The organism is Streptomyces sp. NPDC031670, assembly GCF_055580545.1.
Genome location: NZ_JBVILC010000008.1, coordinates 1 through 26,101, shown reverse-complemented (window position 1 = coordinate 26,101; position 26,101 = coordinate 1). Strand labels below are relative to the sequence as shown.

Genomic DNA, 26,101 nt, shown 5'->3' with positions numbered 1-26,101 from the left:
AGAGTCCAGAGGGCCATACGGAGGCTCTCGATGTCCAGGACTGTTCGTACGACTCCTTGGCGACTTCGCGTCCGAGACGGCGCGTCGGAGTCCCTGTCGCTCTACGTCCTGCGTTACCCACATGCCGAATTGGCTCGGGCCGCCCGCGAAGGCCGTCGCCCCGCTCCAACGAAATCATTGCGTCGGATCACCTCCTGGCAGCCAATGGTGCTCTCCTGCAGAAAGGGCTCATCGTTCTCCGCCGAGATCGCTACGGCGGAACGCCGAGCCCGGCTTCAGGGCTGGCTCGAAGCCCAGCGGATCCGCGGACTGCACCACGCCGGCCACGACGTTGACGATGTGGACATCCCTCCGGTCCGCCACCGTCACGGTGAGCTCTGGCACGCGTGGTAGACGCGAAGACGCGAAGCGCCCAAGACTGACCGACACGTACGAGCGCAGGAGGGGCCTACGGCGTGGCGCCCTCCCGTCCTTGGCGGATTCACCCCTCGTCGGACGTTTCACGCAAGGTGCTGAAACGCCAGGCGAGGAGATCCATGCACTCAGGGATCTCCGGCTTCGGGCCGTCGGCGCGCTCGCGCATCACCATGATGGCCTGCACGTTGCGACCGGCTGCCATCAGGCGGTCTACCTCCTGCTGCCCCTCGGCCGAGAGCCGGGCCCACAGAGAATCGTTCACCTTTCCTCCGGGTCGGGTCGCCCGGTCAGAGTCTGGGCCAAGGATAGTGGCGGGCGAGGGCCGTCCATTCCTCATCCGGCTGCCCGGGGACGAGACGGCCGTTGGCTGCCCACTGCCGGGCGAGCTGGGTGAAGATCGGCTCCTGTGCTGGTTGGGGATCGTTTCGGCGCGGCTTCGCCGGGCGCCGACGTAGGGAGCGTGCCGCATCAGCGTCGAGGTCATGCTGGGTTCAACGGCACCTGCGCCGCCTGGGTTACCCCGATCGGTCCCCCCTCCGCGGGCGCCCTGTCGGCCGATACCATCAGCAAACGCAGTGCAACGGGAAGAACCTGACGGGCTGCCACCGAGGCCCCTAGCATGGGAGCTACGGAGCCGGCAGCGGTCGGCGGTGCGCCGAGGAGGACCAGCGGATGTCCCAGACCTCCGAGGACGCCCCCCTGGATCACCGGCCGGATTTTCCGCCGAAGACCCCGCCCCCGCCGAAGAAGCCGCCATCGCCCTTCCCGCCTGAGCCCGGCACCCAGTCGCCGCAAGCGCCGCTGTTGGGCGGGGCGCGGGCACGGGTGCGGCTGGCGAACCGCCGGTGCGCGAACTGGCCCTTGGAATCCGCCCCTTGGACTGCTACCGCCGCTCAGCGACGCGTTGTCGAACAGCTCAAAGCCTGGGGCTATCGCCTCGACGAGGCCGCAGTACGCCAGGTGGTGGCCACTTTGATCGCACCGGCCGTGGCGGACGAGGGCCGGCGTATCAGCGTGCACCTGGCCGACGAGCACGGCCGCGCCTGCATCCTCGTCCTCAGCCACCAGCACCTGGACGACGAACCCGCCCGGCTTCCGCTCACCGAACTGACGGACTACCCCTCGGTCGCGGCGTGCGGGACCGACAGCGCTGTCGGCGGCACCCGTCTGTGGGCCATCGTCGACCTCGCCACGCCCGCCCAGAACACGGCCCGCTGATCCGGCCGAAGCCTGCACCTGCACGCCCGGCGGGGGCTGCCGAAGACCGAGATGGCCTCCAGGCCGCCTGCCGCCTCAAAGTTTCGTGGCCGGGGGACCAACCCGGGCGGCGATAGGCGGATCGTGCGAGCGGTCGTTCGGTTGCTCGGATGTTTGGGTGTAATGCCCCTCCTGTGGGGGATTCTCCTGCCCGGGGAAGCGCGGGACGCTTGTGCGGCCGGCGACGGACTTCGCGGGCCGGCGGATTATTCGAGGAGAGGAGCGTGGGGCCATGTACGCACTGAGGCGTTCGGCAAGGATCGCCGCGGTCACTGGTGCGGCGGCGCTGATGGCGGTGACCGGTATGGCCACACCGGTACAGGCGGCGGAGGGGACGTTCTTCTACACCCGTGCCGACACAGGAGCCGAGATGTTCCTCGGCTCGACCCCGACCGGCCCGTGCCTTGCCATCCCGGGCGGGGCTCGCCAGTCGTCCAACGACACCGACTCCGATGCCCGCCTGTACACCAACAGCAGCTGCACCTCGTCCAGCAGATTCCTCGGGTCCCGGCAATCGGACGACAACGCGGCCCCGTTCCCGACGTTCGTCAAGTTCGGCTAGCCCCCTGATCTGGTGAAGGCCGCCGGGGTCTGGTGGCCGTCACGGCCACGGCCCGTGTGGGCGCGGACGGCGTACACCAGGCCCCGGCGCGTCATGGTCACATGGCCGGGCGCCGTCCCCAGTCCTCGTCGACCAGTTCATCCAGCAGGTGTGGGGAGACGCGGCACTTTCCGCGCGGTGCGCTCCCGCACCAGGCCGCCCTCACGCCTCGCTCGGGTGCCCCTCCGCTCGACCAGCCATGTGTCGCTGGCGCGTTCAGTCGGTCTTCGTCGACTTGTCGAAGAACTCGACGATCCGGGGCAGGGCTTGTTGCAGTGATCCGTTGTGGTCGTAGTCGCCGACGTCGGTCAGCCGGGGAGCAGCGCCGCTCCTCGTCAACTGGTCGGCGCAGTACGTCGCGTGACGGAAGTCGACGTCCTTGTCGCCCCGGCCGTGGAAGATCTCCACCGGTACGTTCGGCTGCCAGTCGCACGTGTTGTCCATCGGGCGCAGCTTGTCCTTCAGTACACCGTCGGGCTTGCGGATCTTGTTCAGGAAGTCCTCGGTGAACAGGTCCCTGGAGGCCGCCGGGAGTGCGGCGACGATCTGCTTGGTGGTGTGATAGCCGTCGAAGAGACCCTCCACCTCGTCGGTGTAGGGGGCGAGGAAGACATCGCCGGGTGACGTGTAGAGGCCGTACATCTTGTTCCAGGCGGTGACGAAGTAAGCGAGGTAGATGCCGGATTTTGCGATCTTGTCGTCGGCTGCGGCGGCCTCGAAGGCCGAGAGGTGGTAGGGGCCGCTGACGGGGGCGAGCGCCCCCAGCCCGAAGTAGCGGTCGGCGCCCTCCTGCTGGAGCGCCCGGCCGACCAGCATGGTCGCGGGGCCGCCCTGCGAGAACCCGCTGACCTGGACCTTTCGCTTCAGCTCCCGGCCATTGCGGTGGGCTAAGGTCCGGGCCGCGCGCAGGCCGTCCACCGAGGCCGCGACGGTGGCCCGGGGGTCGCCGTAGGGGTGGAAGCCTTCGCCCGTTCCGAGGCCCACGTAGTCGGGCGCCGAAACGGCCCGCCCGGTCGAGGCGAACAGCAGGGCGGTGAGCCGGTCGGTCGATTGAGGATCCTGCGAGGCGACGTCTTTGCGGTAGACGGTGGTGCCGTGCAGCCAGGAGACGGTGGTCAGTTGACGCGTCCCGTTCTTGGGCAGGACGACGAGCTGGCTCGCGGTGGTGGGGGCGCCTGCGCTGTTTGTGGTGCGGTAGGTGACCCGATATGCGATCACGCCGTAGCGGACCTGGGAGGAGTCGAGGTTTCCCCGGAGTTCCGTGACCACTTCCTGGGCCGTGAGGTCGGCCGCTCGCTCGACGGAGACGATGTCCCCACCTCGTGCCTGCTCGCTGTGGGAGTCGGCCGCCACCGAGAGTGGGGCCGCCAGGCCGGACACGCTGCCGAGGACCGCCGCGCCAGCCAGAATCCGGATTTTTGTTCGCCGTGAAGTCATGGGTGGATGATGCCCGTCGGCCGCTCCGCTGGGACATGGAGTGAACCCCCGGGCCGCAAGGGGGGAAACCTCCTTGGGGTCCGTAGGGGATGCCCCTCTACGGACAGGTCGGACGCCGTACGGTACGGGGAGCTGGTGAAGGACACCGGAAGCGAGAGCTCGGCCCAGACCCGGCGGCGTAGGGAGGAACGAGAGTGGGCGGCCCTCTCGGAGGCCGCCCACCGGGTGACTCTCTACGCGATCAGGGAGCGAGCACGATCGTCTTGCCGGGCAGGCGCCCGTAGCCCGCTCCCGCATGCACGGTGGCCAGTTCGGCCATGGGGCGGTGGGCGGCGATGTGGAGCTGGAGTTGCCGGTGTCCACCTTGGTGACCAACTCGGTCAGCTGGGTTCGGTCGCTGCGGACCCAGAGGCTGGCGCTTCGCACCTTGCGTGCCGTGTCTTCGGGTATCGGGCCGGCTGTGCTGGCGCAGACCCCGCCGTCGGCGACGTAGTTGGTCAGCTGGGCCAGCTCGTCGGGGGGAGAGGCGTGCGTGGTTCACCACGGCGTGGAAGGGGCCGCCCACGGAGGCCGGTCCCGCGGTGGGGGAGAGGGGCGTGACGACCCGCTCCGCGCCGTAGTCCCGCAGGCGGTCGGCGTGCCGCGGTGCGTCCACCGCGGGCCGCGTCGAGGTCACAGCAACCGGTCGACCAGCCCGTCGATGTAGTCCGGGGTGAGCGGGCCCACGCCGAACAGGACGCGGATGTACATCGGGGCCAGGATGTGGTCCAGCACGTCGAACGCGTCGGGTGCCTGCTCGCCGCGTTCGCGGGCGCGATCGAGCATGGACTGCAGTTGCCGGGTGCGTTCGGCGCGGAGGTCGTCACGTGCCTGCAGGCCCTGCTGGCCGCAGCTCGACAGGGCGACGGCCAGATGCAGCACCGCCGGACCGTCGGGTCCGGTGATCTCGCGGGCCACTTGGGCCGCGTAAGTGCGCAGGTCGCCGGCGATGCTTCCGGTGTCGGGCATCGGTGACCGCGCGTTGAGGCGGGTCAGCGCCACGTCGGTGAGCAAGGTTTCCAGGCTGCCCCACCGGCGGTAGATGCTGCTGTCGGCTACGCCCGCGCGGGCCGCGACCTCGCCGACGGTGAAATTGCCGTAACCGCGCTCGCTGATCAGGTCGGTGACGGCCCTGTGCACCTCCGCACCGACGCGGGCGCTACGCCCGCCGGGCCGCCGGGCTCGCTGTCGCTCGTTCATGCCCCCACCTTAACGCAGTCGGCACTTGCGTTTGTGAGGCGGCCATCCGTACAGTCACCTAACGCAGTCGCGGACTGCTTTAGAGCGCTCAGATGTATCGCCACCCGCGTCGACCCTGGCCCGGGCGCAACGAACGATGGAGAGGAATCCCCATGGCTGCATCGCATGCGGCGGCCGTAGGCAGTCGATCGAACCGGGCCGTCCTGCTCGCGGTGACCTGCCTAGGTCAGTTCATGGTCCTGCTCGACAACACGATCGTCGGAGCGGCGCTGCCCGATATGCAGCACCGGCTGCACACTCAACTGACCGGTCTGCAATGGATCGTCGACGCGTACGTGCTGCTGGTCGCCATGCTGCTGCTGTCCGGCGGTCTCTTCGCCGACCGGTTCGGCCGCAAGCGGGTGTATCTGACCGGCGTGGTGGTGTTCACCGCCGCGTCGGTGCTGTGCAGCCTCGCGCCCTCGGTCGGCTGGCTGGTCGCCGGCCGGGTGCTGCAGGGCGTCGGCGCCGCGGCGCTGAGTCCTGCCTCGCTGGCCCTGCTCGTCGCTGCCTATCCCGTGCCGCAAGAACGCGTCAAGGCGATCGGCCTGTGGGCCGGGTTCAGCGGAATCGGTCTGGCCGCAGGCCCCGTGGCCGGCGGCGTGCTGACAGAGGCCTTCGGCTGGCCCGCCATCTTCCTCGTCAATCTGCCCATCGGTGTGGTTCTTCTGCTGGTCGGTCTGCGCAGCCTCGAAGAGGCTCGCAATCCGAACGCCCCCGCGATCGACATCCCAGGGACGGTGTTGTCCGTTCTGGGGGTGGGGGCGCTGACCTACGGGCTGATCGAGGGCGGTGCGCGCGGCTGGACGTCCCCGGTGATCCTGGGAAGTTTCGCCGCCGCGGCGATCCTTCTCGGCGCCTTCGTCGCCGTCGAAGCGCGTCACTCGGCTCCGATGCTTCCGCTGCGGCTGTTCCGGGAGCGGCTGTTCACCGTGTCCAACACCGCCATGGTCGTGGTGGGGTTCGCGCTCATGGGTTCGTCGTTCTTCTTCTCCCAGTTCTTCGTGTACGTCCAGGGCAGCTCGATCCTGCGCGCCGGTCTGCAGACCCTCCCCGTCTCCCTCGCCATGGTCATCGTCAGCCCGTACGCGGGCCGGCTAGCCGCCCGGTACGGATTCCGTATCGTGGTCACCATCGGCCTGGCCCTGGCCGGAGGCGGGCTGCTGGCGCTCGGCACGGTGCACGCCGACACCGGTTACGGGAACGTGTGGTGGCGGCTGGGCATCGTCGGCATCGGTTTCGCCCTGACCCTGTCCCCATTGACGGGAGCCGCCATCCAAGCAGTCAGCCCGCAGGAAGGCGGCCTCGCCTCGGGCATCAGCAGCACCACCCGGCAGATCGGTGCGGTGCTCGGTGTGGCGGTACTCGGAGCCGTCGTCCGCACCCGGCAATCCGGCGGCGCCTCCTTCGAGGTCGGCCTCGACAGCGCCTTCGTCGCGGCCGGCGCCATCACTTTGGTCACCGCCGTGTTCACCGGCCTGTGGCTGGCGAGGTCCAAGCCGGTGGATGGCTCCGCGGCCCCGCGACGTCCTACTGATCCAGCTGCGGTTTCCACCTCGAACGAGGCATCCGCCAGCAGTCGTTGACAGATGGCGACCGCCATGGGGGGGTCCCGCTGGAGTCTCCTCCAGCGGGACACCCCCGGCGCACACCGGGATGACGCCCCGCGCCTCTCACCCATGACCGTTTGTCGCTCCGCCGGGCGGCGCGCGGCGGTAGGCCGCCCGAGCCCAGGATGGTCTTTCGCCGCCGGCGGTCAGCCGCGCACGTGCAGCCCGAAACCCGTGCGGCCCGCGGGCTCCAGTCCCTCCTTCAGGTGCAGCGAGGGGATCTCGTAGTCACCGAAGTTCTGCTGCCGGAACGCGATCGGTTCGGTCGACTCCAGGGTGAGCAGGCGCTGCTCCCAGGCCTTGGCGACGTCCGGGTACTCCTCAGCGGTCATCCGGTCGGTGCCGTACAGCACGAACGGCGGCAGCACGTCGATGCCCGGGTAGTAGAGGATGCCGTGCTGGATCGGGAACAGCAGATCGTCGATGGGTCCGTTGATCCCGCGAGCGGCGTAGTGAGACTCCGGGCCGCCGGTGGTCACCGACAGCAGAGCACGCTTGCCCGCGAGGGTGCCTTCACCGAAGCGCTCACCGTACTTGGTGTCGCTGTGCTCGCCGACGCCATAGGCGAAGCGGTAGGTGAACACCCGGTCCACCCAGCCCTTGAGGATCGCGGGCATGGCGTACCACCAGAGCGGGAACTGGAAGATGACCGTGTCGGCCCACAGCAGCTTGTCCTGCTCGGCAAGGACGTCCGGGGTGAGCGTCCCGGCGTCGAAGGCGCGGCCCGAATCCAAGGCGACTTTCAACGGGCTTGAGGCGTGGGGACCGTAGTCCGCGGCGTCCACGACCGCCTTCCAGTTCATCGCGTAGAGATCACTCACCCGCACCTCGTGCCCAGCACCCTCCAGCGTGGACACCGCGAGGTCCTTCAGCGAGCTGTTCAGCGACTTCGGCTCCGGGTGGGCGTAGACGATCAGCGTTTTTCATGGCAACTCCTTCGGATCGGATGCCGTCGATCCTGGGCGCCGCGGCGCCCGGCGTTCAGGGGCGCCGCTTCCGTCGGACGGGACTTCCTGGTACCAGCAGGGCCACCTTCACGTGCGTCACCGAGGCCATACTGGGGCCATGGACGATCTTGCGGGCTTCCTGAGGACCCGGCGTTCCCGAGTCGACCCGGCGTCTGTCGGTATCCCCACCGACAGCCGCCGCCGGGTCGAAGGGCTGCGCCGCGAAGAGGTCGCACACCTCTCCGGAGTCAGCGTCGACTACTACGTACGTCTGGAGCAGGGCCGCGCGACCCAGCCCTCCGAGCAGGTTCTCGACGCTCTCGCCCGCGTCCTCGGCCTCGACGAGACCGAACACGGGCACCTGTACCGGCTCGCCCGGCAGCGCCGACCCCGCGCGAAGACGCCGGGCGGGCGAGTCCGGCCGGAGGTGCTGCGCGTCCTCGACCTGGTCGTCGACGCACCCGCGCTGATCATGAACCACCGTCTGGACGCGCTCGCCGGGAACCGCCTCGCCAGGCTCCTCTTCGGCCGGCCGATGCCAGGCCTGAACATCGCGCGGCACCTCTTTCTGGAGGAGGCCGAGGGCGGCCTTTACGCGGACTGGGACAACTGCACCCTCGACGTGGTCGGGCACCTGCGCCTGGCCGCCGGCAAATACCCCGAGGACCCCCGCCTCGCCTCGCTCATCGGCGAACTGGCCATGGCCAGCGAGCGCTTCCGCCGCCTCTGGGCCCGCGCGGACGTGCGCGCCCGTACCCATGGTCACAAGGCATACCGGCACCCGCTGGTCGGACTGCTGGAACTGCACCAGGAGAACTTCGTGCTGCCGGACGAAGCAGGTATGGAGCTGCTGGTGCTGTCAGCGGCTGCCGGCACCTCCACCGAGGACGGGCTGCGCCTTCTCGCGGGCCTGGACACGGACAGCGCGGACGCGCGTCCCACCCTGAACGCTCGGGCTCAGGCCCGCGAGTGACGGCCAGACGCTACGACCAGAGCCCATACGTCTTTTACGGCACCGTCCCCGCGGCGCCCATCCGCCGGTGGCCCAGGCCACGGTCAGGAAGATAAAGCGCTGGTCATCCGCCCGCCATTCCTGACACGATCCGGGTGTGACCACATTGTTCCTGATGGTCGGCCTACCAGGGGCCGGAAAGACCACCAAGGCTCGGCAGCTCGCAGAGGAGCACGGCGCGCTTCGCCTGACGCCCGACGACTGGATGATCCCCCTGTTCGGCATGGCAGAGGCGGACGGGAAGCGCGACGTGCTGGAAGGGCGCATGCTCTGGCTCGCCCTGGAGGCGGTCAGGCTGGGCACGAACGTGGTGGTGGACTACGGCTGTTGGTCCCGGAACGAGCGGTCCGCGATCCGGTGGCTGGTCGAAGCCGAGGACGTGTGCTTCCGCATGGTCTATTTGCCGGTGACCGACGAGACCCAACGCAGGCGGATCGCCCACCGCTGGGCGAACGCCCCGGCGGAGACTTTTCCGATGACCGAGGCCGACATCCTGCACGGGCGGGCCCACTTCGAGGAGCCCGACACGGCGGAGCTGGAAGGCTGCGGCGTCCCCGGCCCACCCCCGGGCTGGGCGGACTGGCGGGAGTGGGCCGCCGACCGGTGGCCGTCGTTCGCGTGACGTGCTCCGCCCATCCGCACCGGAACCGCCCGACAGGGACGTCCCGCTCGCCGCGAATCCGTATGACGGCGTTCCGCCGCCTTCAGGACCCGAACAGGCGCTGGCAGGGCTCTCGTTCCGGAAATCGTGCGGCTCCGGCTCGCTCTCGCGGATATTTTTGCGGTGATCCATTGACCGGGACCGAGACGCCCGGATAGAAAGATCACGATCAGGATCGCGACCACGAGTCCGGTCCATACAGCGCTGCCGGGGGATTTCGCTTTGCCGCACACAGATGCACTTCGTCCTGCCCGCGTCCTCGTGGTCGAACCCGCCTCCTCCGGGGGTGCCACCCTGATCGGCGTCGCGGCCGAGATGGGACTGCGGGTCGTCGTCGCCACCGCCGACTCCGGCGACCGCCGGCTCTCCGACGCCGTGCGCGCGGCTGCCGACTCGGTGCTGACGGTGGAGACCAACGACCAGGCCGCCCTGGAAGCGGCCGTGCTCGAACTGCACCGGGCCGAGCCGTTCGAGGCGGTGCTGCCGGGCTCCGACATCTATGTGACGGCGACCGCGCGCGTCGCCGCGGCACTGGACCTGCCGGGCCTGCCCGTGGCGACCGTCGACCGGGTCCGGGACAAGAGCGTCATGCGGGCGGCCGTGGCCGAGGCCGGGCTGCGTACTCCGCGGTTCGCCCAGGCGACCACCGACGCCGAACTGCGCGCCGCGGCCGAACTGGTCGGCTTCCCCTGTGTGCTGAAGCCGGTCGCCTGCTCCGGCAGCATCCACGTCAGCCGCGCCGACGACCTCGACCAGCTCACCGCCGCGTTCCAGCGGCTCGTGACCGACCCGGAGCCCGACATGGGCAAGCTGCACGAGCACCGGGTGCTCGTCGAAGAGTACGTCCAGGGGCCCGAGTTCAGCGCCGACGGCTATGTCCTGGACAGCGGCGAGATCACCGTCGTCGCGCTCAGCCGCACGCTGCTCGGCCCCGAGCCCGACTTCGTGGAGCTGGGCCACCTCACCCCCGCCCTCGTCGACGACGCCACCCTGAAGAGCGTCGAGGCGTACGTCGGCGACGTCGTCCGCGCCGTCGGAATCACCAGCGGCCCCTTCCACTGCGAACTGCGCCTGGCCGCCGACGGTCCGGTGCTCATCGAGATCGGCGCCCGGCTGCCGGGCGACCGGATCGTGGAGCTGCTGCGGCTCGTGACCGGCGTCAGCCTGCCCAGGGTGGCCGTCGCCACCGCGCTCGGCCTCGGCCTGGAGGCGGCCGGCGCGTTCGCGCAGCCGCAGGCCGAGAGCGCCGGCATCCGCTTCTTCTCCGCCGCGGGCCGCTCCTCGTACCGGGAGCTCACCGGGTGGGCGGAGCTGGAGGCACTGCCGGAAGTCACCGAGACCGCCGTGTACTTCGCGCCGGGCGAGACCATCCCCGGCGTCGAGGACTGCCGCTCGCGCCTGGGCCACGCCCTGTTCACCGCCGACTCGCCGCAGGGCGCCCTCGACCGCTGGCAGGCGCTCGGCGACCTCGTCGTCCCGGCCTGACCGGCGGATCCCACCATGAACACACACATACTCGACTACGCGGCCGTCGGCATCGGCCCCGCGAACATGAGCCTCGCCGCGCTCGCGCATCCGGTCGAAGGACTGCGCGGCGCCCACCTGGAACGCCGTGAGACCTTCTCCTGGCACCCCGGACTGCTGCTGCCCGAGGCCACCCTCCAGGTCTCGCTGCTCAAGGACCTGGTGACGCTGGTCGATCCGACCAGTCCCTTCTCGTTCCTGTCGTTCCTCGCGAGCGAGGGCCGGCTCTACCGGTTCCTCGCCGCGGACTTCCCGGCCGTCCTGCGCGCCGAGTTCAACCAGTACCTCCAGTGGGTCGCCGGCCGGCTGCCGAGCCTGACGTTCGGCGCGGACGTGTCAAGCGTGGACTTCCACGACGGGGCCTTCCACCTCCGCACCGGCGAACGCGAAGTGACGGCACGTCACCTCGTACTCGGAACCGGGCTCACCCCGTCCGTCCCCGAGCCGTTCCGCCCCTTCCTCGGGCCCACCGTCTTCCACTCCGGGGAGTTTCTGCTGCGGGCCCCCGAGGTGACCGGGCGGCGGGTCGTCGTGGTCGGCGGCGGCCAGAGCGGCGCGGAGATCGTGCGCCACGTGGCGTCCGGCGGAGCCCCCGAGAGCGTCACCTGGGTCAGCCGGCGCTCGTCGTTCCTGCCGATGGACGACTCGCCGTTCGCCAACGACCTCTACACGCCCGACTACGTACGCCGCTTCCACGCGCTGCCCGCCGACCACAAGGCCCGGCTCCTGGAGCGGCAGAAGTACACCAGCGACGGCATCGACCTCCAAGTCCTTCAGGACATCTACCGGTTGAGCTACCGCGACGAGTTCATCGAGAACAACCCGGGCAGGCTGCGCTTCCTGGCGGACAGCGCGGTCACCGCGATCGAGGGTGGCCCCGATGAGTGGAAGCTCGTCGTCGAGTCCTCGGGCCCGGACGCACCCGCCGTGCTCGCCGCCGACATCGTGATCCTGAGCACCGGATACGCCTACGCGCTGCCGGACTTCATGGCTCCGCTGGACGCGCGGCTGCGGCGGGACGACGGGATGCTCGTCGTCGGCGACGACTTCTCGGTCGCCTGGGACGGGCCCGCGGAGAACCGGATCTACCTCCAGAACGGCGCCCGCCACTCCTGGGGTGTCGCCGACCCCAACCTCAGCCTGCTCGCCTGGCGCAGCGCGGTCATCCTCAACAGCATGCTCGGTGAGACGAGGTATCCGGTATGACCGCTCGTCAGATCCCGCAGTTCCAGCCCGAGGCGGTCGGCGCCCTGGTCCCCTTCGGTCCGACCGAGGTGGAACCCGACGGAGTGGTCGTCGCGGAGGCGGACTTCGCCCGTTCGGTCTTCCCCGGCGTGCCGTTCAAGGCGGCCCGCTTCACCGTGCCGCCGGGCGGCACCAGCTCGCCCGACCAGCACGCGGTCCAGGAGATCTGGCTGGTCCACGCCGGATCCGGCACCCTGGAGGTGGACGGCGAACGGTCGCTCGTCGGGCCCGGCTCCCTGGTGGGCTTCGCCTCGCAGGCCGTCCACGAGATGTTCGCCGATCAGGGCGAGGAACTGGTCATCTACTCCTTCTGGTGGTCGGCGCCCGATGAGTGAGCGCACCACCGGGACCGGTGAGGCGCCGCACTACGACCTCGCCGTCGTCGGCGCGGGCGCGGTCGGCGCCCTCACCGCGTACTACGCCGTGCGCCGGGACCCGGGCCGCCGCGTGGCCGTGATCACCCACGCCGGACGGGGGACGGGCGCGACCCGTCTCTCGGCCGGGTTCGACACGCCCACGGGGCACAACCCGGCCCAGCGCGCCCTGGCCGCCCGCAGCACCGCGCTCTTCGACAAGCTCGCCGCCGAACTCGGAGACGCCGGACGCGCACCGGTCGACGTCCGCTGGCTGGTGGCGGAAGAGAACACGGCCGCGCTCGACGCGACCATGGCCGATGGCGGCTGCACCCGCCCGGTCACCGCGGAGCAGCGGGCCCTGCTCGACCGGACGTTTCCCGGGCTCGCCCACGGCGGCGACGAAGTCCTCCTGGCCACGGCCCCCATGACGGCGGGTCAGCCGCAGTGGCTCACCGACCGGCTGCTCGACGAGGTCCTCGGCCGCCCGGACAACACCCTCCTGGAGGGCTTCCGGATCACCGACGTACGCCGTACGGGCGGGCGCGTCGAACTGGTCGCCGCCGACGGCAGCCGGATCACCGCCGCCAAGGCGGTCCTCGCGCCCGGCCCCTGGGTCCTCGACGGCCCGGTGGCGGCGGCGGCCCGCGAGCGCGGGGCCCGGGTCAAGAAGGTGGTGGCGTTCCACATCATGACGCCGCCCCCGCCCGGCGCCCCGGCACTCGTCCTGGAGGACGCCGACGCCTTCCTGCTGCCCCACCGCCCCGGCGGCCACTGGATCTTCAGCATCACCTCGCCGGACTGGGACCGAGGCCCCGACGAACCGCTCGCCATCGACGCCCGCGACCGGGAACTCGCCCGAGCCCTGCTCGCTCGGCACGTACCGGGATTCCTGCCGCACCTGCTCGGCGGCCGGGTCTTCAGCGACTGCTTCACCCCCGGCCATCTGCCGGTCGTCGACACCGTCGGCGGCGACGACGTGGTCATGGCCATCGGCGGCTCCGGCTCCGGCTACCGACTCGCCCCGGCCATGGCCGAGGACGCACTGAACCTGCTCGACGGGAGAACGCGAACATGAGCCTGCTGACCGGGGACCCGCACACCCCGCGGCACTACCTCCTGGTGCCGCCCGAGGCCACGCCCAACGGCCCCCTGCACCTCGGCCACATCGGCGGCCCCTTCCTGTGGTCGGACATGATCGCGCGGCATCTGCGGGTCCGGGGAGACCTGCCGTTGGTGATCACCGGCAGCGATGTGTACGAGTCGTACGTGACGCTCAGGGCACACGCCGAGGACTCCACGCCCGGCGAGGTCGCCGCCCGCTACGGACAGCGCATCCAGGACGACCTGGCCGCGCTGCGCATCGGCGTCGACGCGTTCATCGTCCCCGACCAGCAGCCCTGGCGGGAGCAGTTCGAGCAGGAGGTCGCCGCCTCGATCGAGCGGCTGACGGCCCGGGGCGCGGTGCTGACGCGCACCGAGCGCGTGCCCCACTGCACGGCGTCGGACCGCTGGGTGGTGGGCGGCTGGCTCCAGGGCCGCTGCCCCGAGTGCGGTGCCGGCATCTCCAGTTACTTCTGCGAGGAGTGCAGTGCGCACTTCCTGCCCGAGTCGGTCGTCGAGCCGCGCCCCCTGCTCGACGAGGGGCCGCTGACCTGGCGGGAGATCTCCAGCCTCTTCCTGCGGCTGCCCGACCGCGACCTGCTGGACAGCACGCTCGTGGGCCTGGGCGTCGCCGACCGCTACCGGGCGACCGTGGCGCGCTTCCTGGAACGCGACGGTCTGACCGTACGGCTGAGTGCCCCGCAGACGTGGGGACTTCCGCTGCCCCCGGCCGAGCCGGACGTGCCGCGCGCCCTCTTCCCGTACGCCGGGATCTTCATGTTCGCGCGCCTCGCCGGCGCCGTCCACGGCCGGCTCTCCGGCACCGGCGTGAACGCCTTCGACCCGGACTCCGGGGTCACCACCATCACCACCCTGGGGATCGACAACGTGATCCCCACGCTGGTGTCGATCGTCGGCACCAGCCTGCTGCACGGCGACATGAAGCCGTACGACCGGTGCCTGATCAACCACTTCTACCAGCTGGCCGGGCGGAAGTTCTCCACCAGCGCCCGGCACGCCATCTGGGCGGCGGACATCGCCGCGTCGCCCGCCATCGGAGTGGACACCGTCCGGTACTACCTCGCCGGGGCCGATCTGGAGTCCGGGGCGGCGAGCTTCGAGACGGCGGACTTCCTTCACACCGCGAACGCCACGCTCGCCGACGGCCTCGGCAAGCGCATCGACGCCGCCTGGAGCCGGCTGCCCGAGGGACCGCCCCAGGCGCCCGCCCCGGCCGTCACCGACCTCCTGGAGTCCCTGCTCGCCGAGCAGTCCGCGGCGCTCGACGGCGCCCGTGTCTCCACCCGGCGCGCGGTCGCGGCACTCGACCGCTGGTGCGCCGACGACGCGGTCGCCCACGCGGCCGAGGACGGCGCCTACTGGTGGCTCAAGGGCCTGTCCCTGCTGGCGTTCCCGGTGATGCCGGACCTCGCCGAGCTCGTCTGGCAGCGCCTCGGCGGCGCCGGAGAACCTCGCGCCGCGGCCTTCCTCGCCGCGACCCCGGCCCACCGGGACCGGCCCGCGCCCGGCTTCGGCCGGGTGAGCGCCGCCGATCTCGACGCCTGCCTGCCCGACACCCTGCGACCGGGAGCGGACGCGTGACCGACCGGACCACACCGCTGTACGTCGTTCTCAACCGCTCCGGCGACGAGTTCGGCGAATACCACCGCTTCCTCGACGGCCACCCCTGCCGGATGGTGTACCTCACCACGCCCGGCGGGCTGCCCGCGCTCGACCAGGACGGCGCGACCGAGGTCCATGTGCGCGACAGCCTCGCCCACGACGACCTGCTGCCCCTCGTACGGGAGATCGCGGACCGGCATGGCACGCCCGAGGCCGTCTTCGGCCAGTCCGAGTACGACATCCTGACGGCCGCCCGGCTCTCGGCCGCACTCGGCGTCCCCGGCGGCTACGGTCTCGACCTCGTCGAGCGGTTCAAGGACAAGCCCGCCATGAAGAGCGCGGTCGGCGCGGCCGGACTGCGGGTCCCCCGGTTCCGCAGCCTTGACGACGCGCCCTCGGCGGAGGCGATCGTCGACGCCCTCGGCGGTCTGCCCCTGGTCCTCAAGCCGCGCGCCGCGGCGGGCTCTCACGGCGTCACCGTCGTCCACAGCACCGACGAACTGCGCGACGCACTCCGGGGCGTCGACCCCGAGGCGTACGAGTGCGAGGAGTACGTCGACGGGGACATCTTCCACGTCGACGGCGTCCGCCGCTCCGGCCGCCTCCACTTCGTCACCGCTTCCCAGTACGTCCACACCTGTCTGGACTACGCACACGGCCGCCCGCTCGGCTCGGTCCTGCTCGACCCTGGCCCCGAGCGCGACGAGCTCACCACGTTCGCCGACCACTGTCTGCGAGCCCTCGGGCTGCGCGACGGCGCGTTCCACCTGGAGGCGATCCGGCGTCCCGGCGGCGAGCTGGTGTTCCTGGAGGTCGGGCTGCGGCCGGGCGGCGCCCAGGTGCCGTTCCTGCACGTCGACCTCTACGGCATCGACCTGTTCGCCGAGGCGTTCCGGGCGGCCCTGGGCCTGCCTCCGCTGTGGCAGCCGTCCGCACCGGTCGAGCCGACGGCCGGCGGCTGGCTCATCTACCCCACGCCGCGCGAGCTGCCCGGACGGGTCCTCGCGCGCACCTCGCCGCGCTCTGCCGTCCCCGAGGTCTACCACGAGGAACTGCCCGAGATCGGCCAGATCATGACCGGGCCCGGCAGCTACGACGAGGGCTGCGGGATCTTCCGGTTCCGGGGGCGGAGCGCCGCCGGGGTGCGCGCCGCCGTGCACACCGCGATGGAGGTGTACGGGCTGCGGACCGAGCGGACCGAGGGAGCTGAGCCGCGTGGCTGAGGCACCCCGGTACGGCGTGCTGCATACCTGGTTCCGGGAGACTCTTCCGGCCGCCGGGAACGCGCGCGGACTGGGCGTCCTCACGCTCATCCAGTCCCTGGGGCTCGGGGTGTTCCTCACCTCCAGCGCCGTGTTCTTCACCCGGACCATCGGCATCCCCGCCCAGCGCGTGGGCCTCGCCCTGTCGGTCGCCGGGCTCTGCGGTCTGGTCTGCACCGTGCCCATCGGCCGGCTCGCGGACCGGCTCGGCGCGGGCCGGGTGCTCACCGTCAACTTCCTGCTCGCTGCTGTCGGTTTCACCGCGTACTGCCTGGTGGACGGCTTTGCCGCGTTCCTCGCGGTCGCCTGCGCCATCGCGGTCCTGGAGACCTCGGCGGGCGCGCTCCAGGCCTCGCTCACCGACGCGCTGGTGGGCGAGGGGGAGCGGGTCAGGGTGAGCGCGCAGATGCGCAGCCTGTTCAACCTGGGCTTCCTGGGCGGCGCCGCGCTGGCCGGAGCCGCCATCGCGGCCGGCACCTCGACCGCCCTGTACGCCACGGTCCTGGCCAACGCCGCGCTGCAGTTGGTCTCCGTCGCCGTGTTGCTCGGGATGCGGCTGTCCGCGGACGCCAAGCCCCGGGCCGCCGCAACCGAGGCGCCCGGCGGTTTGCTGGCAAGTGGCGCGCTGCGGGACGTGCGCTATGTGGCGGTCGCGCTGGTATGCGGCGCGCTGGAGCTGTACCACCCGCTGCTGACGGTCGGTCTGCCGCTGTGGATCGTCACCGGCACCGACGCGCCCGCGCTGCTGGTGTCGGGGCTGCTGATCCTGGACACCGTCCTGGTGCTGCTGTTCCAGGTCACGGTCAGCAGGGGCGCGAGCACCCCGGCGGGAGCGGCACGTATGCTGCGCTGGGCGGGGTGGGCGCTGGGGGCGTCCTGCCTTCTCTTCGCGGTGAGCGGGGGGCGCGGCGCGCTCCTGGACAGCGCGGCCCTGCTGGGCGGCGCGCTGGTGCTGGTCCTCGGCGAGCTGTACCAGGCGTCGGCGAGCTGGGGCCTGTCCTTCGGGCTCGCCCCGGCGGGCCGGCAGGGGGAGTACCAGGCGGTGTTCTCCCTGGGGCGCGGACTCCAGCAGTTCGCCGGGCCGTGGCTGATGACCTCCCTGGTCGTCGGCGCGGCGGCGACCGGCTGGCTGGTCCTCGCGGCGCTCTTCGCCCTGCTCGGGCTCGCCGCGCCGCCGTTGGTGCGCGGCCTGGAGAGGGCCCGCGCGCGGACGGAGCCGGCGCCGGCCTGAGCGGACCGGCCGACGCCCGTCCGGACCCCATGTGTCAGACCCCTACGACCGAAACAAGTAAGCGAGCATCATGACCGTACAGCGACGACACGACCCGGACGAGCGCGGCTTCGCCAGCGACAACTACGCGGGTGCGCACCCCGAGATCCTTGCGGCGATCGCCGTGGCCAACGGCGGCCACCAGGTCAGCTACGGCGCCGACGTCTACACCGAGCGCCTCCAGGAAGTGGTGCGCGGCCACTTCGGCCCCACCGCGCAGACGTACCCGGTCTTCAACGGCACCGGCGCGAACGTGTTCGCGCTCCAGGCCATGCTCGACCGCTGGGACGCCGTGGTCTGCGCCGCGTCGGCCCACATCAACGTCGACGAGGGCGGGGCGCCCGAGAAGGTCGCCGGGATCAAGCTCCTGACGGTGCCCACATGGGACGGCAAGCTCACCCCTGAGCTGATCGACCGCCAGGCCTGGGGCTTCGAGGACGAGCACCGGGCCCGGCCCAGGGTCGTCTCGATCGCCCAGTCCACCGAGCTCGGCACCTGCTACACGCCGGATGAGATCCGTGCGATCTGCGACCACGCGCACGACCTCGGCATGCTCGTCTACCTGGACGGCGCGCGGCTCGCCAACGCCGCCGCCACCCTCGGCGTGTCCCTGCGTGAGATGACCACCGACGCGGGCGTGGACGTCCTCTCGCTGGGCGGCACCAAGAACGGACTGCTCTTCGGCGAGGCGGTCATCGTGCTCAACGAGGACGCGGTGCGCGGCATGGCCCACCTGCGCAAGACGAGCATGCAGCTGGGCTCGAAGATGCGTTTCATGTCGGTGCAGTTCGAGGCGCTGCTCGGCGGCGACCTCTGGCTGCGTTCGGCGGCCCGCTCCAACGCGATGACCCAGCGGCTGTACGAGGCGGTGCGCGACCTGCCGGGCCTGGAGATCGCCCGCCCGGTGCAGGCCAACCAGATCTTCGCGGTCCTGCCGCCGGCTGTCACCGAGCGTCTCCAGAAGCGTTTCCGCTTCTACACCTGGGACGAGCAGGCGGGCGAGGTCCGCTGGATGACCTCCTTCGACACCACGGAAGAAGACGTGGACGTGTTCGCGGCGGCGATCGCGGAGGAACTGGCGGCGGAGCGAGGCGAGGGCCCGGCGGGCGCGCTGAGCACGGCCGAGCGCGAGGAACTGGTGCAACTGCGCCGTAGGGTCCGCGAGATGGAAGAGACGATAGAAGCGCTGGGAAAATCGCCCGCCTTCTCCCCGAACCGCACGACGAAGTAGCCGACGGCAAAAGCCCGGGAGGTCGGGGGAGTGCCCTGGCCCCCGGGCGGCCCTGGAACGGGGCGGCATCGTCGATCGACCGGCAGGCTGGGGTGAAGTTGCCGCGGCCGTCGGGGTGGCGACTGCTGACCGGCCGGCTGAGGTGGAGTTTGCGGCACCCCAGGAGGCAGGCCGTCGAGCGGCGCCTGACACCTCACCACGGGCCGTAGCGGTTCGGGGGCGCATTCGAAGCTGGTCGAATCCTTCGACAGCGGACACGGCGCCAAGGTTTCCTGGTCCCAAGCCGGTCACCAACACCCGGGGCCGGCTCGACGTCAGGCCGATCACAGGAGGCAGACATGGGGATCAGACTCGGACGACGTACGGCGACGGCCACAGCGGTCGCAGCACTCGTCGCAGGCGGCCTGGGCATGGCATCCGGCAGCGCATCGGCATCGTCGAACGTTCAGGTCTGGCTCAACGGGACGCACGGCGTGGGCGTCTGCTCGGGGGGCGGCGAGCAACACCCCCAAGGTCGCCGCTGACCTCTTCGCCCCCGCTTCCGTCCATACCCCTCGCCCTTCGCCCCGCCCGTGTGACCGTGCCCGCAGCCGGCGCCGTGGACGTGCCGCTCCTCCTTGAGCAGGCGCGCGACCACATGATTGCCCACGAGGCCTTGGAGCGCGGTGGCCCGCGCCGCGCTCATTGGCCCCTGATCCACGCCCCCGGGCACGGAAGACGTCCGCCGCACACCGGTTCCCGGCGTTCCCTCTGGTTTCTCGGGACGTTTCTCGTGCGCGTGCATGGCATTACCTCTTCGGGCCGGCGACAGCGGGACAGCGTTTCCGGCGTCCTGCCCCGTCGCTGTTGTAACTGGCTGCTCCCGGGTGCGAACAGGTCCGCTGGGGCAGTCGTGGGGGCAGATCTCCCACGTCACGGCTGAGGGGGCGGGCGCGTTGTCGGGCGGTCGGCCGTGAGTCTCAAGGTGGCCCGTCACCTCGGACTGCCCGTCTGCGCCCGCCGGGCGGTTTGCTGCCCGCAGCCCAAGCCGGTTGTGCGGACCACCTCTGACTGTGCCTTGAGCTTTCAACTCTGCTGCGGAACGGGGTCGTATGACTCGCTGGGGCGAGAACGGTTGGTGCAGGCACGCGCGGCATACGCGGCGTGAGGTTCGTTCGCTACCGCTGTTGAGGGAGCGCCCGGGGTCTCTGCGGGGCTGCAACGGGTCGCCCCGGAGTGCGATGGAGCCGGGGCACGTCTGGGGAGTCGCTCGACCCGTCTGCTTCAGGCCATCTCAGCGAAGTCCGGCTGTTCGCTTCACGCACGCTTCCGCAAGGAGTGATCGCGGTGCGTGAGTCCCACGGCGGATTCCCGGTCCCCGATAGGTCAGGTGGGGGCGTCAGGCTTCCCTGCCGCGCGACCTTCACCGCCGACAGGACGGACCGTACCGCCGGTGGGTGAGCGGAAGCTCGTGGCCGGGTACGCCGGGCACGTTCCAGATGTGCCCCGCTGACATCAGCGGCCGAATGTGAGGCGCGGTGCCGCGTTGCGAGCCAGTGTGTGGACCTGGTCGGGCCACCAGGTGCCTGCGGGCGGGTCGACGACGCCGTACTCGGGGTCGATCGTGCCGCCGGTGTTGCGCGTGCAGCTGCCGTCGGACTCGCCGGGGACCTTGATCCACAGGTAGGCGTCGACGAGGGGGACGCCGGTGTCGGCGGTGGGGCGTGGGCCGAGTCCACGGCCGGGGGCATTGCACCAGGCCTCCGGGTCTCCGCTGTACTTGCCCGGCTCCGGGGCCCAGGCCCCCAGACCGTTGCGGCCGGTGTCGATGACGAAGTGACGCAGCTTGTCGGCGGGCGGGGTGCCCACGTTCTGGTCGAACCACGCGTCGGTCCATCGCCAGGTGGTGGGGTCGGTGGAGGAGACGGAGTTGCCGGGGGTCCCGTCGTTGGGCGCGGCGGAGGAGTAGTACTGGCTGGCGCACCAGTCGGTGTGGCCGCGCGCCTGCTCGGGTCCCTCGGTGGCGAACCACATGCACTTCGCCGTCCAGGTGCCGTACCTGGCGTTGTCGTCGGTGGGGTGGTAGTTGGACACGTTCAGCGCGAAGCCGTCGCCGTAGCGGACCCCGGCGTCCAGCAGCCGCTGCGCCATCTCGCCGACGGAACGCCACTGGACGTTCCCCCCGTCCAGGTAGACCGCGGTGCGCGGCTTGGCCTTCAGGGTCCTGACGGCGTATTGGAGGTCGGCGATCCGGGCGGCCGTGCGTTCACCGGTCGGGTCCACGGTGGGCCCGCAGTCCCGGGGGAGGAGGGCCGCGCCGTCGGGTTCGACGACCACGAGCGCTTTGCTGTCGCCGATGCCGGCGGCGAAGGCGTCGATCCACTGACGGTAGGCGGCCGAGGACGCGGCGCCGCCGCTGGAGTACTGCGCGCAGTCCCGGCCCGGGATGTTGTAGGCGACCAGGACGGGGGTCCGGTTGACCGCCCGGGCCCGACGAACGAGCCCGCTCACCTTCGCACGCACCTCAGTGGGTGTGCCCTCGGTGAACCACGCGGCCTGCGGCCAGCTCGCGAGTTTGGCCATGTTCACGGCGTTCACGGTGTCGCCGTTGCGGAAGTCCATGAACGCCTGCGTCGCGGCCTTGCTGTGCGGGTCCACGTAGAACTTCGTGGCCGGGGTGATCACCTCCCGTGTAGGCGTGGCCTGTGCCTGCGTCGCGGTGAGAGCGGCGCACGCGGTGAGGGCCGCGGCGAGGGCGGCTGCGCGGCGTCGTGGGCTGCGTGGAGTCATGGCTGCTTCCTGGTCGATGAGCGGGGCGGGGGAGCGCCTGGTGTCCCGGCGGACTGCCGATGGGGCCGGGCGGCTGACGGCAGTACCGGTCAGTAGCCGTAGATCATCTTGTAGGCGACCTCGGGGAGGTACTGTCCGGCCGTGGAGCCGGCTCCGGCGCCGCAGTTGCCGTCCGACTCGCCGGGGGTCTTGATCCACAGCAGCATCTCGGCGCCTCCGCCCGTTCGGGTGGGTGTGCCGATGCGGCGGCCCGAGGGGTTGCACCACTGTCCGTTGGAGCCGTTGCCGTTGCGGCTGGTGTCCACGACGAACGGCTTGGTGTAGCCGAAGCGGGCGCTGAGTTCGCTGTTGACGGCGTTGCCGTAGGCGGTGTTCTCGGCGGTGGTGAAGTAGTTGGACACGTTGAGCGAGAAGCCGTGGGCCTGACGGAGACCGGCTTCGTGGAGGCGCCGGGCCATGGTCGCCGCGTCTATCCAGTGCGCGTTGCCGGCGTCCAGATAGACCCAGGTGTTGGGGGCTTGACGGTTGAACTCGGCGACCGCGCCGGTGATCATGCCCTCGCGTTCGGCGACCTGAGCCTGTGTCAGGCAGCCGTAGTCCGCGAGGGAGTCCGGTTCGAGGACGACGACGGCCGGGCGGCTTGCGATGCCCCCGGCGAACTGGGCGATCCAGGTGGCGTAGGCGGACGGCGAGGACGCTCCGCCCGCGGAGTGCCCACCGCAGGAGTCACGGTTGTAGATGTTGTAGGCCACGAGGACGGGCAGCTTGTCCCGGTAGTCCGCCGCTCCGACGTAGGCACCCGTGGCGGTCCCGATGGAGCCGCTCCAGGAGCCGAACCAGCGGGCCATCGGCGTGTTGGCGATGGAGGCGTTGATCGCGGCGGCTCGGCCGTCACCAGGGTTGGCGGCCACCCATCGCTTCGGGCTGGAGTCGGGATCGACGTAGAACCCGCTGGTCATAGTGGTCGGGTCGGCCGCGTGGGCGGACGGTGCGGCGGTGAGTGCCAGCGGCAGAGCTGAAAGAGCTGCGGCCATGGCGCGGAGTCTGCGCATGAGCGAACCTCGTTCTCCTGACGGGGATGCGGCACGCTCTCGTCCCGAGCGTGCGGCCCTGAGGAAGTGCGGTGACACGATCATTGGGAGCGCTCCCACTGGAAGCGCTCCCAACAGTGCGGCGAAGCTGTTGGGGTTGTGGTCGGTATGGTGTGACGAGGTAGTTGAGCTGTCAAGGGTCAACACGCAGACGCGTGGGTCGACTTGTGTGTAGGCTCGGCGGAAGCATAAAACTGGAAGCGCTCCCAATCGACCGGCACGCGCGGGTCTCCGCTGGTCCCGTGCCCGTCCACTGGTCCCGTGCCCGTCCACCGGTGGGGCCCCGGCCCACCCGTGGATGGCAGTGGCGTGCGCCGAGCTGAGAGGCTGCCCATCCGGTCGAAGGGAAAGGGCTCGTCGTACATGGCAGAGGATGCATCCCGTCGGCAGCCGACACTCGACGAGGTGGCCGAGCGCGCCGGCGTCTCCCGCTCCGTGGCGTCCCGGGCCCTCAACCGCGCTCCGCACGTCAGCCGTGCCAAGCGGGAGGCGGTCGAACGGGCCGTACGGCAGCTGCGGTACGTACCCAATCCGACCGCCCGCGCTCTGGCCACACGGCAGACCGGAGCGGCTGCACTCGTGGTCTCGGGAGAGGACCCGTCGATCTTCGCCGACCCGTTCTTCGCCCAGGTGATCGTGGGGGCGTCGGCTGCGCTGGAGGAGGCCGACCTGCATCTGATGCTGTGCCTGGCAGCTTCGGACCGGGGCCGCGAACGGGTCGAGGAGCTCCTTCGGTCCAAGGGCGCGGACGGGGTCATGCTCATGGCGCTGCGCGAAAACGATCCGCTGACCCGTATGGCCGAGGAGGCGCAGATGCCCGTCGTGTTCGGTGGCCGCCCGGTCGGCTCGACTCCCCGGTGGTACGTGGACGTCGACAACGTCGGCGGAGCGCGCGAGGCAACCGAGTACCTGGTCGCGCGCGGCAGCAGAAGCGTTGCCGCGATCTGCGGGCGTCTGGACACCGAGGCCGGACGCGCCCGGTACCGCGGCTACCGGGACGCCATACTGGGCGCCGGACTCGAACCGTTTCCTCCTTGGGAGGGCGACTTCACCGAGCCCAGCGGAGCCGCCGCCATGGCCGCACTGCTGGTCGACCATCCCGGTGTGGACGGGGTGTTCGCCGCCAACGACAACATGGCGGCGGGCGCGCTGCGCACGTTGCGGGAGGCCGGCCGACGGGTCCCCGAGGACGTCGCCGTGGTGGGCTTCGACGACCTGGCGGTCGCCCAGGTCACCGATCCGCCACTTACCACCATCCATCAGCCCATAGAGGCTCTGGGACGGGAGACGGCGCGCATGCTCGTCTCGGTCGTCAACGGGCAGGACCGCACTCCGCTCATCCTTCCGACCCACCTGGTCGTACGCTCCAGCGCCTGACGGTCTCGCCGCCCGGCCTCCTCATCCGCGCCGAAGAGCCAGCTCAAGGCCACGGACCCCGTGCAGAAGTGTTGGCCGACTACCGTGGCGCGGCGGACTGAGGTGCACGGCCCCGGCCGGAGTCGCTCGGAGCACGTCTCCGGCCGAAGTTGCCGTCGCTCCTGAACGACAGTGTCCCTAGACCCCGGGAATCTCCCGGGCCTTGAACGCCACGCGCACCGCGTCCGCCGCGCTCGGACCGTACATGCGCCGCGCGGTCGCGATCGTCGTCAGCGCCGCGTCCTGGAAGCTCGTGTTCGCGCGGAAACCGAACTGGGCGTTCACGATGATCCGGTCGGCCGTACGGGCGCCGAGGGCCTTGCGTATGTCGAACAGCGCCCGGGACCAGATCTCACCGTCCGCGTGCACCTCTCCGACCCGGTCCGCGTACACCTTCTTCCCGTCGACGCGGCGCAGACAGTGCGGAGCCACGCTGTAGGCGACCGAGTCCCAGTCGGCGACGCAGGCCAGGTCGGTCTTGATCGGCCAGCCGTACTCGGCGTCTGCGTACGCGCCGACCGTGACGGCCAGATAGTCGCCGAACGCCTCGCCGATCGCTCCGGCCTCCGGTGACGCGCCGAAACCCGGAACCTGCGCGTTGTGCACCGCGTGCCCGTACTCGTGGACGATGACCTCGGCGTCCTCGGCGTCGTCCACCCCGCCCTTGCCGTAGCGGATCTCGGCCTTCTTGTCGGTGAAGAACGAGTTGTCCGCACCCCACTGGTTGATCCGGACGGGCTGCACGCGGTCGTTGGCGCCGGGCAGTTCGCTGCCGAAGCCAAGGCTCTGCAGGTACTCCTGGGCCTCGTTGACCCAGAAGTACGCCATGACCTGCTCGAACTGGTCGTCGTTGCGGCTGTACGTCCCCACGTCCGCGAGCCGCGCCGAGGCGCCGGTGTCCGAACGTACGGTTGCCCATCTGCCCGAGAGCGAGCCGCTGCCGTCCAGATTGCGCAGCGCTGCCACGGCGTACGCCGAGGCGGGCACGGCGGCGTTGCCGTCCTTGCCGTCGGTGAGCGATTGGTCGCCGGATGACTGGACGGGGTTGACCATGAACAGCCGGGCCTGCGGCAGCGCGGTGCCGCCAGCGGTGCCGGTCCCCGCGGGCAGAGCGGAGACCGGGCCGGCCAGGGTGAGGAGCGCCACGGTGGCAGCGGCCGTGGCGACGAGGCCACAAGGTGTGCGGCGAGCCATACAGATCCTCCTGTGGGGCAGTGGCGGGGAGGTGGCATGGGGGGTGCGGCGGCGATCCTCGCGTACGCGGCTCCGCTTTGACCAGGTCCAGGACGAGATTGCCGGGGAGGCCTGCCCAAGAGACCGCGCCAGGGAACCGGCGAACCGGGCGGCTGAGACGATGAAGTCAATCGGCAAGAAGTACCGGGTCGGCCGCGGCCCTGCTGCCCGAGGACGCAGGCACGGACGCCACAAGCGCGAAGTGTGCGACATCCCGTGAGGTCCCCTCGCGGTCGGGCCGGCGCCGAGCAGGGCCCGTAACGTTGCCCCGCCTACTCGCCCACGGCTCCGTCGATCGCCTCGCGCAGCAGGTCGGCTGCCGGCCCGGGGCTCTGCTGGGCCGACTACTACCCCGCCGGTCGCCACCGCTTCGGCTCGCCCTCTGCCCTGCGGTGAACGTGGAGGGTAGCTCTGTCCGCGTGGAGCGCATGAGATGCCGTAGCGGGGGCAGCGTGCATGGCGCGAGTGCCCCGAAGGTCGCTGAAAAAACTCATAATTTGTGTGCTTGTAAGCGCGGTGTGAGGGCATCCGGTGGCCAGGAGGTTGATAACAATGGTTCCCCTGCTTCTGGTTCTTCTGCTGGCTCTGGTTCTCTTCGGCGCGGGTTTCGCGCTGAAGGCACTGTGGTGGATCGCGGTGATCGTGCTGGCCGTGTGGCTCCTGGGTTTCGTTGCCCGGTCCGCGGACAGTGGCGGTCGTCGGGGCCGCTGGTACCGCTGGTAGGCGGGTTCTCCTCGCGGTGAGGATCACCGCAGGTGAC

Annotated in this window: 23 protein-coding genes; 15 read left to right on the top strand and 8 right to left on the bottom strand. The window is 70.8% G+C overall.

The window, feature by feature from the left end:
• Positions 1-228 precede the first annotated feature (228 nt).
• Together ACZ5ID_RS16790 and ACZ5ID_RS16785 are read right to left on the bottom strand one after the other, a co-directional pair.
• Positions 229-384, bottom strand: coding sequence for a hypothetical protein (locus ACZ5ID_RS16790; protein ID WP_468898044.1), 156 nt, complete (start codon positions 382-384; stop codon positions 229-231).
• Between the two features lie 97 nt (positions 385-481).
• Positions 482-679 (bottom strand): hypothetical protein, encoded by a 198-nt coding sequence (locus ACZ5ID_RS16785; protein ID WP_468898042.1) that lies wholly within the window; start codon positions 677-679, stop codon positions 482-484.
• 701 nt (positions 680-1,380) lie between these two features.
• Here ACZ5ID_RS16785 and ACZ5ID_RS16780 point away from each other — a divergent pair.
• Together ACZ5ID_RS16780 and ACZ5ID_RS16775 are read left to right on the top strand one after the other, a co-directional pair.
• Positions 1,381-1,635 (top strand): hypothetical protein, encoded by a 255-nt coding sequence (locus ACZ5ID_RS16780; RefSeq protein ID WP_468898040.1) that lies wholly within the window; start codon positions 1,381-1,383, stop codon positions 1,633-1,635.
• 271 nt (positions 1,636-1,906) lie between these two features.
• Positions 1,907-2,236 carry a hypothetical protein gene (locus tag ACZ5ID_RS16775; RefSeq protein WP_468898038.1) on the top strand — a complete coding sequence of 110 codons (330 nt, stop codon included), beginning with the start codon at positions 1,907-1,909 and terminating at the stop codon, positions 2,234-2,236.
• 255 nt (positions 2,237-2,491) lie between these two features.
• Here ACZ5ID_RS16775 and ACZ5ID_RS16770 read toward each other — a convergent pair whose 3' ends face one another.
• Entirely contained in the window at positions 2,492-3,712 is a 1,221-nt protein-coding gene (locus ACZ5ID_RS16770; RefSeq protein WP_468898036.1) for a hypothetical protein, read from the bottom strand.
• A gap of 672 nt (positions 3,713-4,384) precedes the next feature.
• Complete coding sequence (locus ACZ5ID_RS16765; protein ID WP_468898034.1) at positions 4,385-4,951, bottom strand: TetR/AcrR family transcriptional regulator; 567 nt, start codon at positions 4,949-4,951, stop codon at positions 4,385-4,387.
• Between the two features lie 152 nt (positions 4,952-5,103).
• Between ACZ5ID_RS16765 and ACZ5ID_RS16760 the strand changes: the two genes are divergently transcribed.
• Complete coding sequence (locus tag ACZ5ID_RS16760) at positions 5,104-6,576, top strand: DHA2 family efflux MFS transporter permease subunit (RefSeq protein ID WP_468898032.1); 1,473 nt, start codon at positions 5,104-5,106, stop codon at positions 6,574-6,576.
• A gap of 170 nt (positions 6,577-6,746) precedes the next feature.
• Here the strand turns inward: ACZ5ID_RS16760 and ACZ5ID_RS16755 are convergent, their stop codons facing one another.
• Positions 6,747-7,517, bottom strand: coding sequence for an NAD(P)H-dependent oxidoreductase (locus tag ACZ5ID_RS16755; protein ID WP_468898704.1), 771 nt, complete (start codon positions 7,515-7,517; stop codon positions 6,747-6,749).
• Between the two features lie 148 nt (positions 7,518-7,665).
• On the opposite strand from ACZ5ID_RS16755, the gene ACZ5ID_RS16750 reads away from it, so the two are divergent.
• From ACZ5ID_RS16750 to ACZ5ID_RS16705, 10 genes are all read left to right on the top strand, one after another.
• Entirely contained in the window at positions 7,666-8,520 is an 855-nt protein-coding gene (locus ACZ5ID_RS16750; RefSeq protein WP_468898030.1) for a helix-turn-helix transcriptional regulator, read from the top strand.
• A 136-nt stretch (positions 8,521-8,656) separates the two neighbouring features.
• The gene (locus ACZ5ID_RS16745) at positions 8,657-9,181 is read left to right on the top strand and encodes a P-loop nucleotide/nucleoside kinase family protein (RefSeq protein ID WP_468898028.1); all 525 of its coding nucleotides are present in this window, start codon (positions 8,657-8,659) and stop codon (positions 9,179-9,181) included.
• 300 nt (positions 9,182-9,481) lie between these two features.
• The gene (locus tag ACZ5ID_RS16740; protein ID WP_468898026.1) at positions 9,482-10,705 is read left to right on the top strand and encodes an ATP-grasp domain-containing protein; all 1,224 of its coding nucleotides are present in this window, start codon (positions 9,482-9,484) and stop codon (positions 10,703-10,705) included.
• 15 nt (positions 10,706-10,720) lie between these two features.
• Positions 10,721-11,950, top strand: a complete 1,230-nt coding sequence (locus ACZ5ID_RS16735; protein WP_468898024.1) for a lysine N(6)-hydroxylase/L-ornithine N(5)-oxygenase family protein — start codon at positions 10,721-10,723, stop codon at positions 11,948-11,950.
• Positions 11,947-12,324, top strand: a complete 378-nt coding sequence (locus tag ACZ5ID_RS16730; RefSeq protein ID WP_468898022.1) for a cupin domain-containing protein — start codon at positions 11,947-11,949, stop codon at positions 12,322-12,324. The genes ACZ5ID_RS16735 and ACZ5ID_RS16730 overlap by 4 nt, the downstream gene beginning before the upstream one ends.
• Entirely contained in the window at positions 12,317-13,420 is a 1,104-nt protein-coding gene (locus ACZ5ID_RS16725) for an NAD(P)/FAD-dependent oxidoreductase (RefSeq protein ID WP_468898020.1), read from the top strand. The genes ACZ5ID_RS16730 and ACZ5ID_RS16725 overlap by 8 nt, the downstream gene beginning before the upstream one ends.
• Positions 13,417-15,048, top strand: a complete 1,632-nt coding sequence (locus ACZ5ID_RS16720) for a class I tRNA ligase family protein (RefSeq protein ID WP_468898018.1) — start codon at positions 13,417-13,419, stop codon at positions 15,046-15,048. The genes ACZ5ID_RS16725 and ACZ5ID_RS16720 overlap by 4 nt, the downstream gene beginning before the upstream one ends.
• Complete coding sequence (locus tag ACZ5ID_RS16715; RefSeq protein ID WP_468898016.1) at positions 15,045-16,292, top strand: ATP-grasp domain-containing protein; 1,248 nt, start codon at positions 15,045-15,047, stop codon at positions 16,290-16,292. Before ACZ5ID_RS16720 ends, ACZ5ID_RS16715 begins: the two co-directional genes overlap by 4 nt.
• The gene (locus ACZ5ID_RS16710; protein ID WP_468898014.1) at positions 16,285-17,562 is read left to right on the top strand and encodes an MFS transporter; all 1,278 of its coding nucleotides are present in this window, start codon (positions 16,285-16,287) and stop codon (positions 17,560-17,562) included. Before ACZ5ID_RS16715 ends, ACZ5ID_RS16710 begins: the two co-directional genes overlap by 8 nt.
• A gap of 70 nt (positions 17,563-17,632) precedes the next feature.
• Positions 17,633-18,832 carry a threonine aldolase family protein gene (locus ACZ5ID_RS16705; protein WP_468898012.1) on the top strand — a complete coding sequence of 400 codons (1,200 nt, stop codon included), beginning with the start codon at positions 17,633-17,635 and terminating at the stop codon, positions 18,830-18,832.
• Positions 18,833-20,326: 1,494 nt separating this feature from the next.
• On the opposite strand, the gene ACZ5ID_RS16700 is transcribed toward ACZ5ID_RS16705, so the two are convergent.
• Both ACZ5ID_RS16700 and ACZ5ID_RS16695 read right to left on the bottom strand, forming a co-directional pair.
• On the bottom strand, positions 20,327-21,601 hold the full coding sequence (locus tag ACZ5ID_RS16700; protein ID WP_468898010.1) for a glycoside hydrolase family 6 protein: 1,275 nt from the start codon (positions 21,599-21,601) through the stop codon (positions 20,327-20,329).
• An 89-nt stretch (positions 21,602-21,690) separates the two neighbouring features.
• Positions 21,691-22,635, bottom strand: a complete 945-nt coding sequence (locus ACZ5ID_RS16695; RefSeq protein WP_468898008.1) for a glycoside hydrolase family 6 protein — start codon at positions 22,633-22,635, stop codon at positions 21,691-21,693.
• Positions 22,636-23,055: 420 nt separating this feature from the next.
• On the opposite strand from ACZ5ID_RS16695, the gene ACZ5ID_RS16690 reads away from it, so the two are divergent.
• Positions 23,056-24,069: a LacI family DNA-binding transcriptional regulator gene (locus tag ACZ5ID_RS16690; RefSeq protein WP_468898006.1), complete on the top strand. Its 1,014-nt coding sequence runs from the start codon at positions 23,056-23,058 to the stop codon at positions 24,067-24,069.
• A 177-nt stretch (positions 24,070-24,246) separates the two neighbouring features.
• Here the strand turns inward: ACZ5ID_RS16690 and ACZ5ID_RS16685 are convergent, their stop codons facing one another.
• A complete protein-coding gene (locus ACZ5ID_RS16685; protein ID WP_468898004.1) occupies positions 24,247-25,302 on the bottom strand; it encodes a M4 family metallopeptidase in 1,056 nt (351 codons plus the stop codon).
• A gap of 591 nt (positions 25,303-25,893) precedes the next feature.
• On the opposite strand from ACZ5ID_RS16685, the gene ACZ5ID_RS16680 reads away from it, so the two are divergent.
• Positions 25,894-26,064, top strand: coding sequence for a DUF5670 family protein (locus ACZ5ID_RS16680; protein ID WP_468898002.1), 171 nt, complete (start codon positions 25,894-25,896; stop codon positions 26,062-26,064).
• Positions 26,065-26,101 lie beyond the last annotated feature (37 nt).

What these genes read in the sequence shown, in the direction of transcription:
- ACZ5ID_RS16730 (WP_468898022.1), top strand. Translation starts at nt 11,947, where the DNA reads ATGACCGCTCGTCAGATCCCGCAGTTCCAGCCCGAGGCGGTCGGCGCC.
- ACZ5ID_RS16680 (WP_468898002.1), top strand. Translation starts at nt 25,894, where the DNA reads ATGGTTCCCCTGCTTCTGGTTCTTCTGCTGGCTCTGGTTCTCTTCGGC.
- ACZ5ID_RS16685 (WP_468898004.1), bottom strand. Translation starts at nt 25,302, where the DNA reads ATGGCTCGCCGCACACCTTGTGGCCTCGTCGCCACGGCCGCTGCCACC.
- ACZ5ID_RS16750 (WP_468898030.1), top strand. Translation starts at nt 7,666, where the DNA reads ATGGACGATCTTGCGGGCTTCCTGAGGACCCGGCGTTCCCGAGTCGAC.
- ACZ5ID_RS16695 (WP_468898008.1), bottom strand. Translation starts at nt 22,635, where the DNA reads ATGGCCGCAGCTCTTTCAGCTCTGCCGCTGGCACTCACCGCCGCACCG.
- ACZ5ID_RS16765 (WP_468898034.1), bottom strand. Translation starts at nt 4,951, where the DNA reads ATGAACGAGCGACAGCGAGCCCGGCGGCCCGGCGGGCGTAGCGCCCGC.
- ACZ5ID_RS16735 (WP_468898024.1), top strand. Translation starts at nt 10,721, where the DNA reads ATGAACACACACATACTCGACTACGCGGCCGTCGGCATCGGCCCCGCG.
- ACZ5ID_RS16770 (WP_468898036.1), bottom strand. Translation starts at nt 3,712, where the DNA reads ATGACTTCACGGCGAACAAAAATCCGGATTCTGGCTGGCGCGGCGGTC.
- ACZ5ID_RS16690 (WP_468898006.1), top strand. Translation starts at nt 23,056, where the DNA reads ATGGCAGAGGATGCATCCCGTCGGCAGCCGACACTCGACGAGGTGGCC.
- ACZ5ID_RS16720 (WP_468898018.1), top strand. Translation starts at nt 13,417, where the DNA reads ATGAGCCTGCTGACCGGGGACCCGCACACCCCGCGGCACTACCTCCTG.
- ACZ5ID_RS16705 (WP_468898012.1), top strand. Translation starts at nt 17,633, where the DNA reads ATGACCGTACAGCGACGACACGACCCGGACGAGCGCGGCTTCGCCAGC.
- ACZ5ID_RS16760 (WP_468898032.1), top strand. Translation starts at nt 5,104, where the DNA reads ATGGCTGCATCGCATGCGGCGGCCGTAGGCAGTCGATCGAACCGGGCC.
- ACZ5ID_RS16725 (WP_468898020.1), top strand. Translation starts at nt 12,317, where the DNA reads ATGAGTGAGCGCACCACCGGGACCGGTGAGGCGCCGCACTACGACCTC.
- ACZ5ID_RS16775 (WP_468898038.1), top strand. Translation starts at nt 1,907, where the DNA reads ATGTACGCACTGAGGCGTTCGGCAAGGATCGCCGCGGTCACTGGTGCG.
- ACZ5ID_RS16700 (WP_468898010.1), bottom strand. Translation starts at nt 21,601, where the DNA reads ATGACTCCACGCAGCCCACGACGCCGCGCAGCCGCCCTCGCCGCGGCC.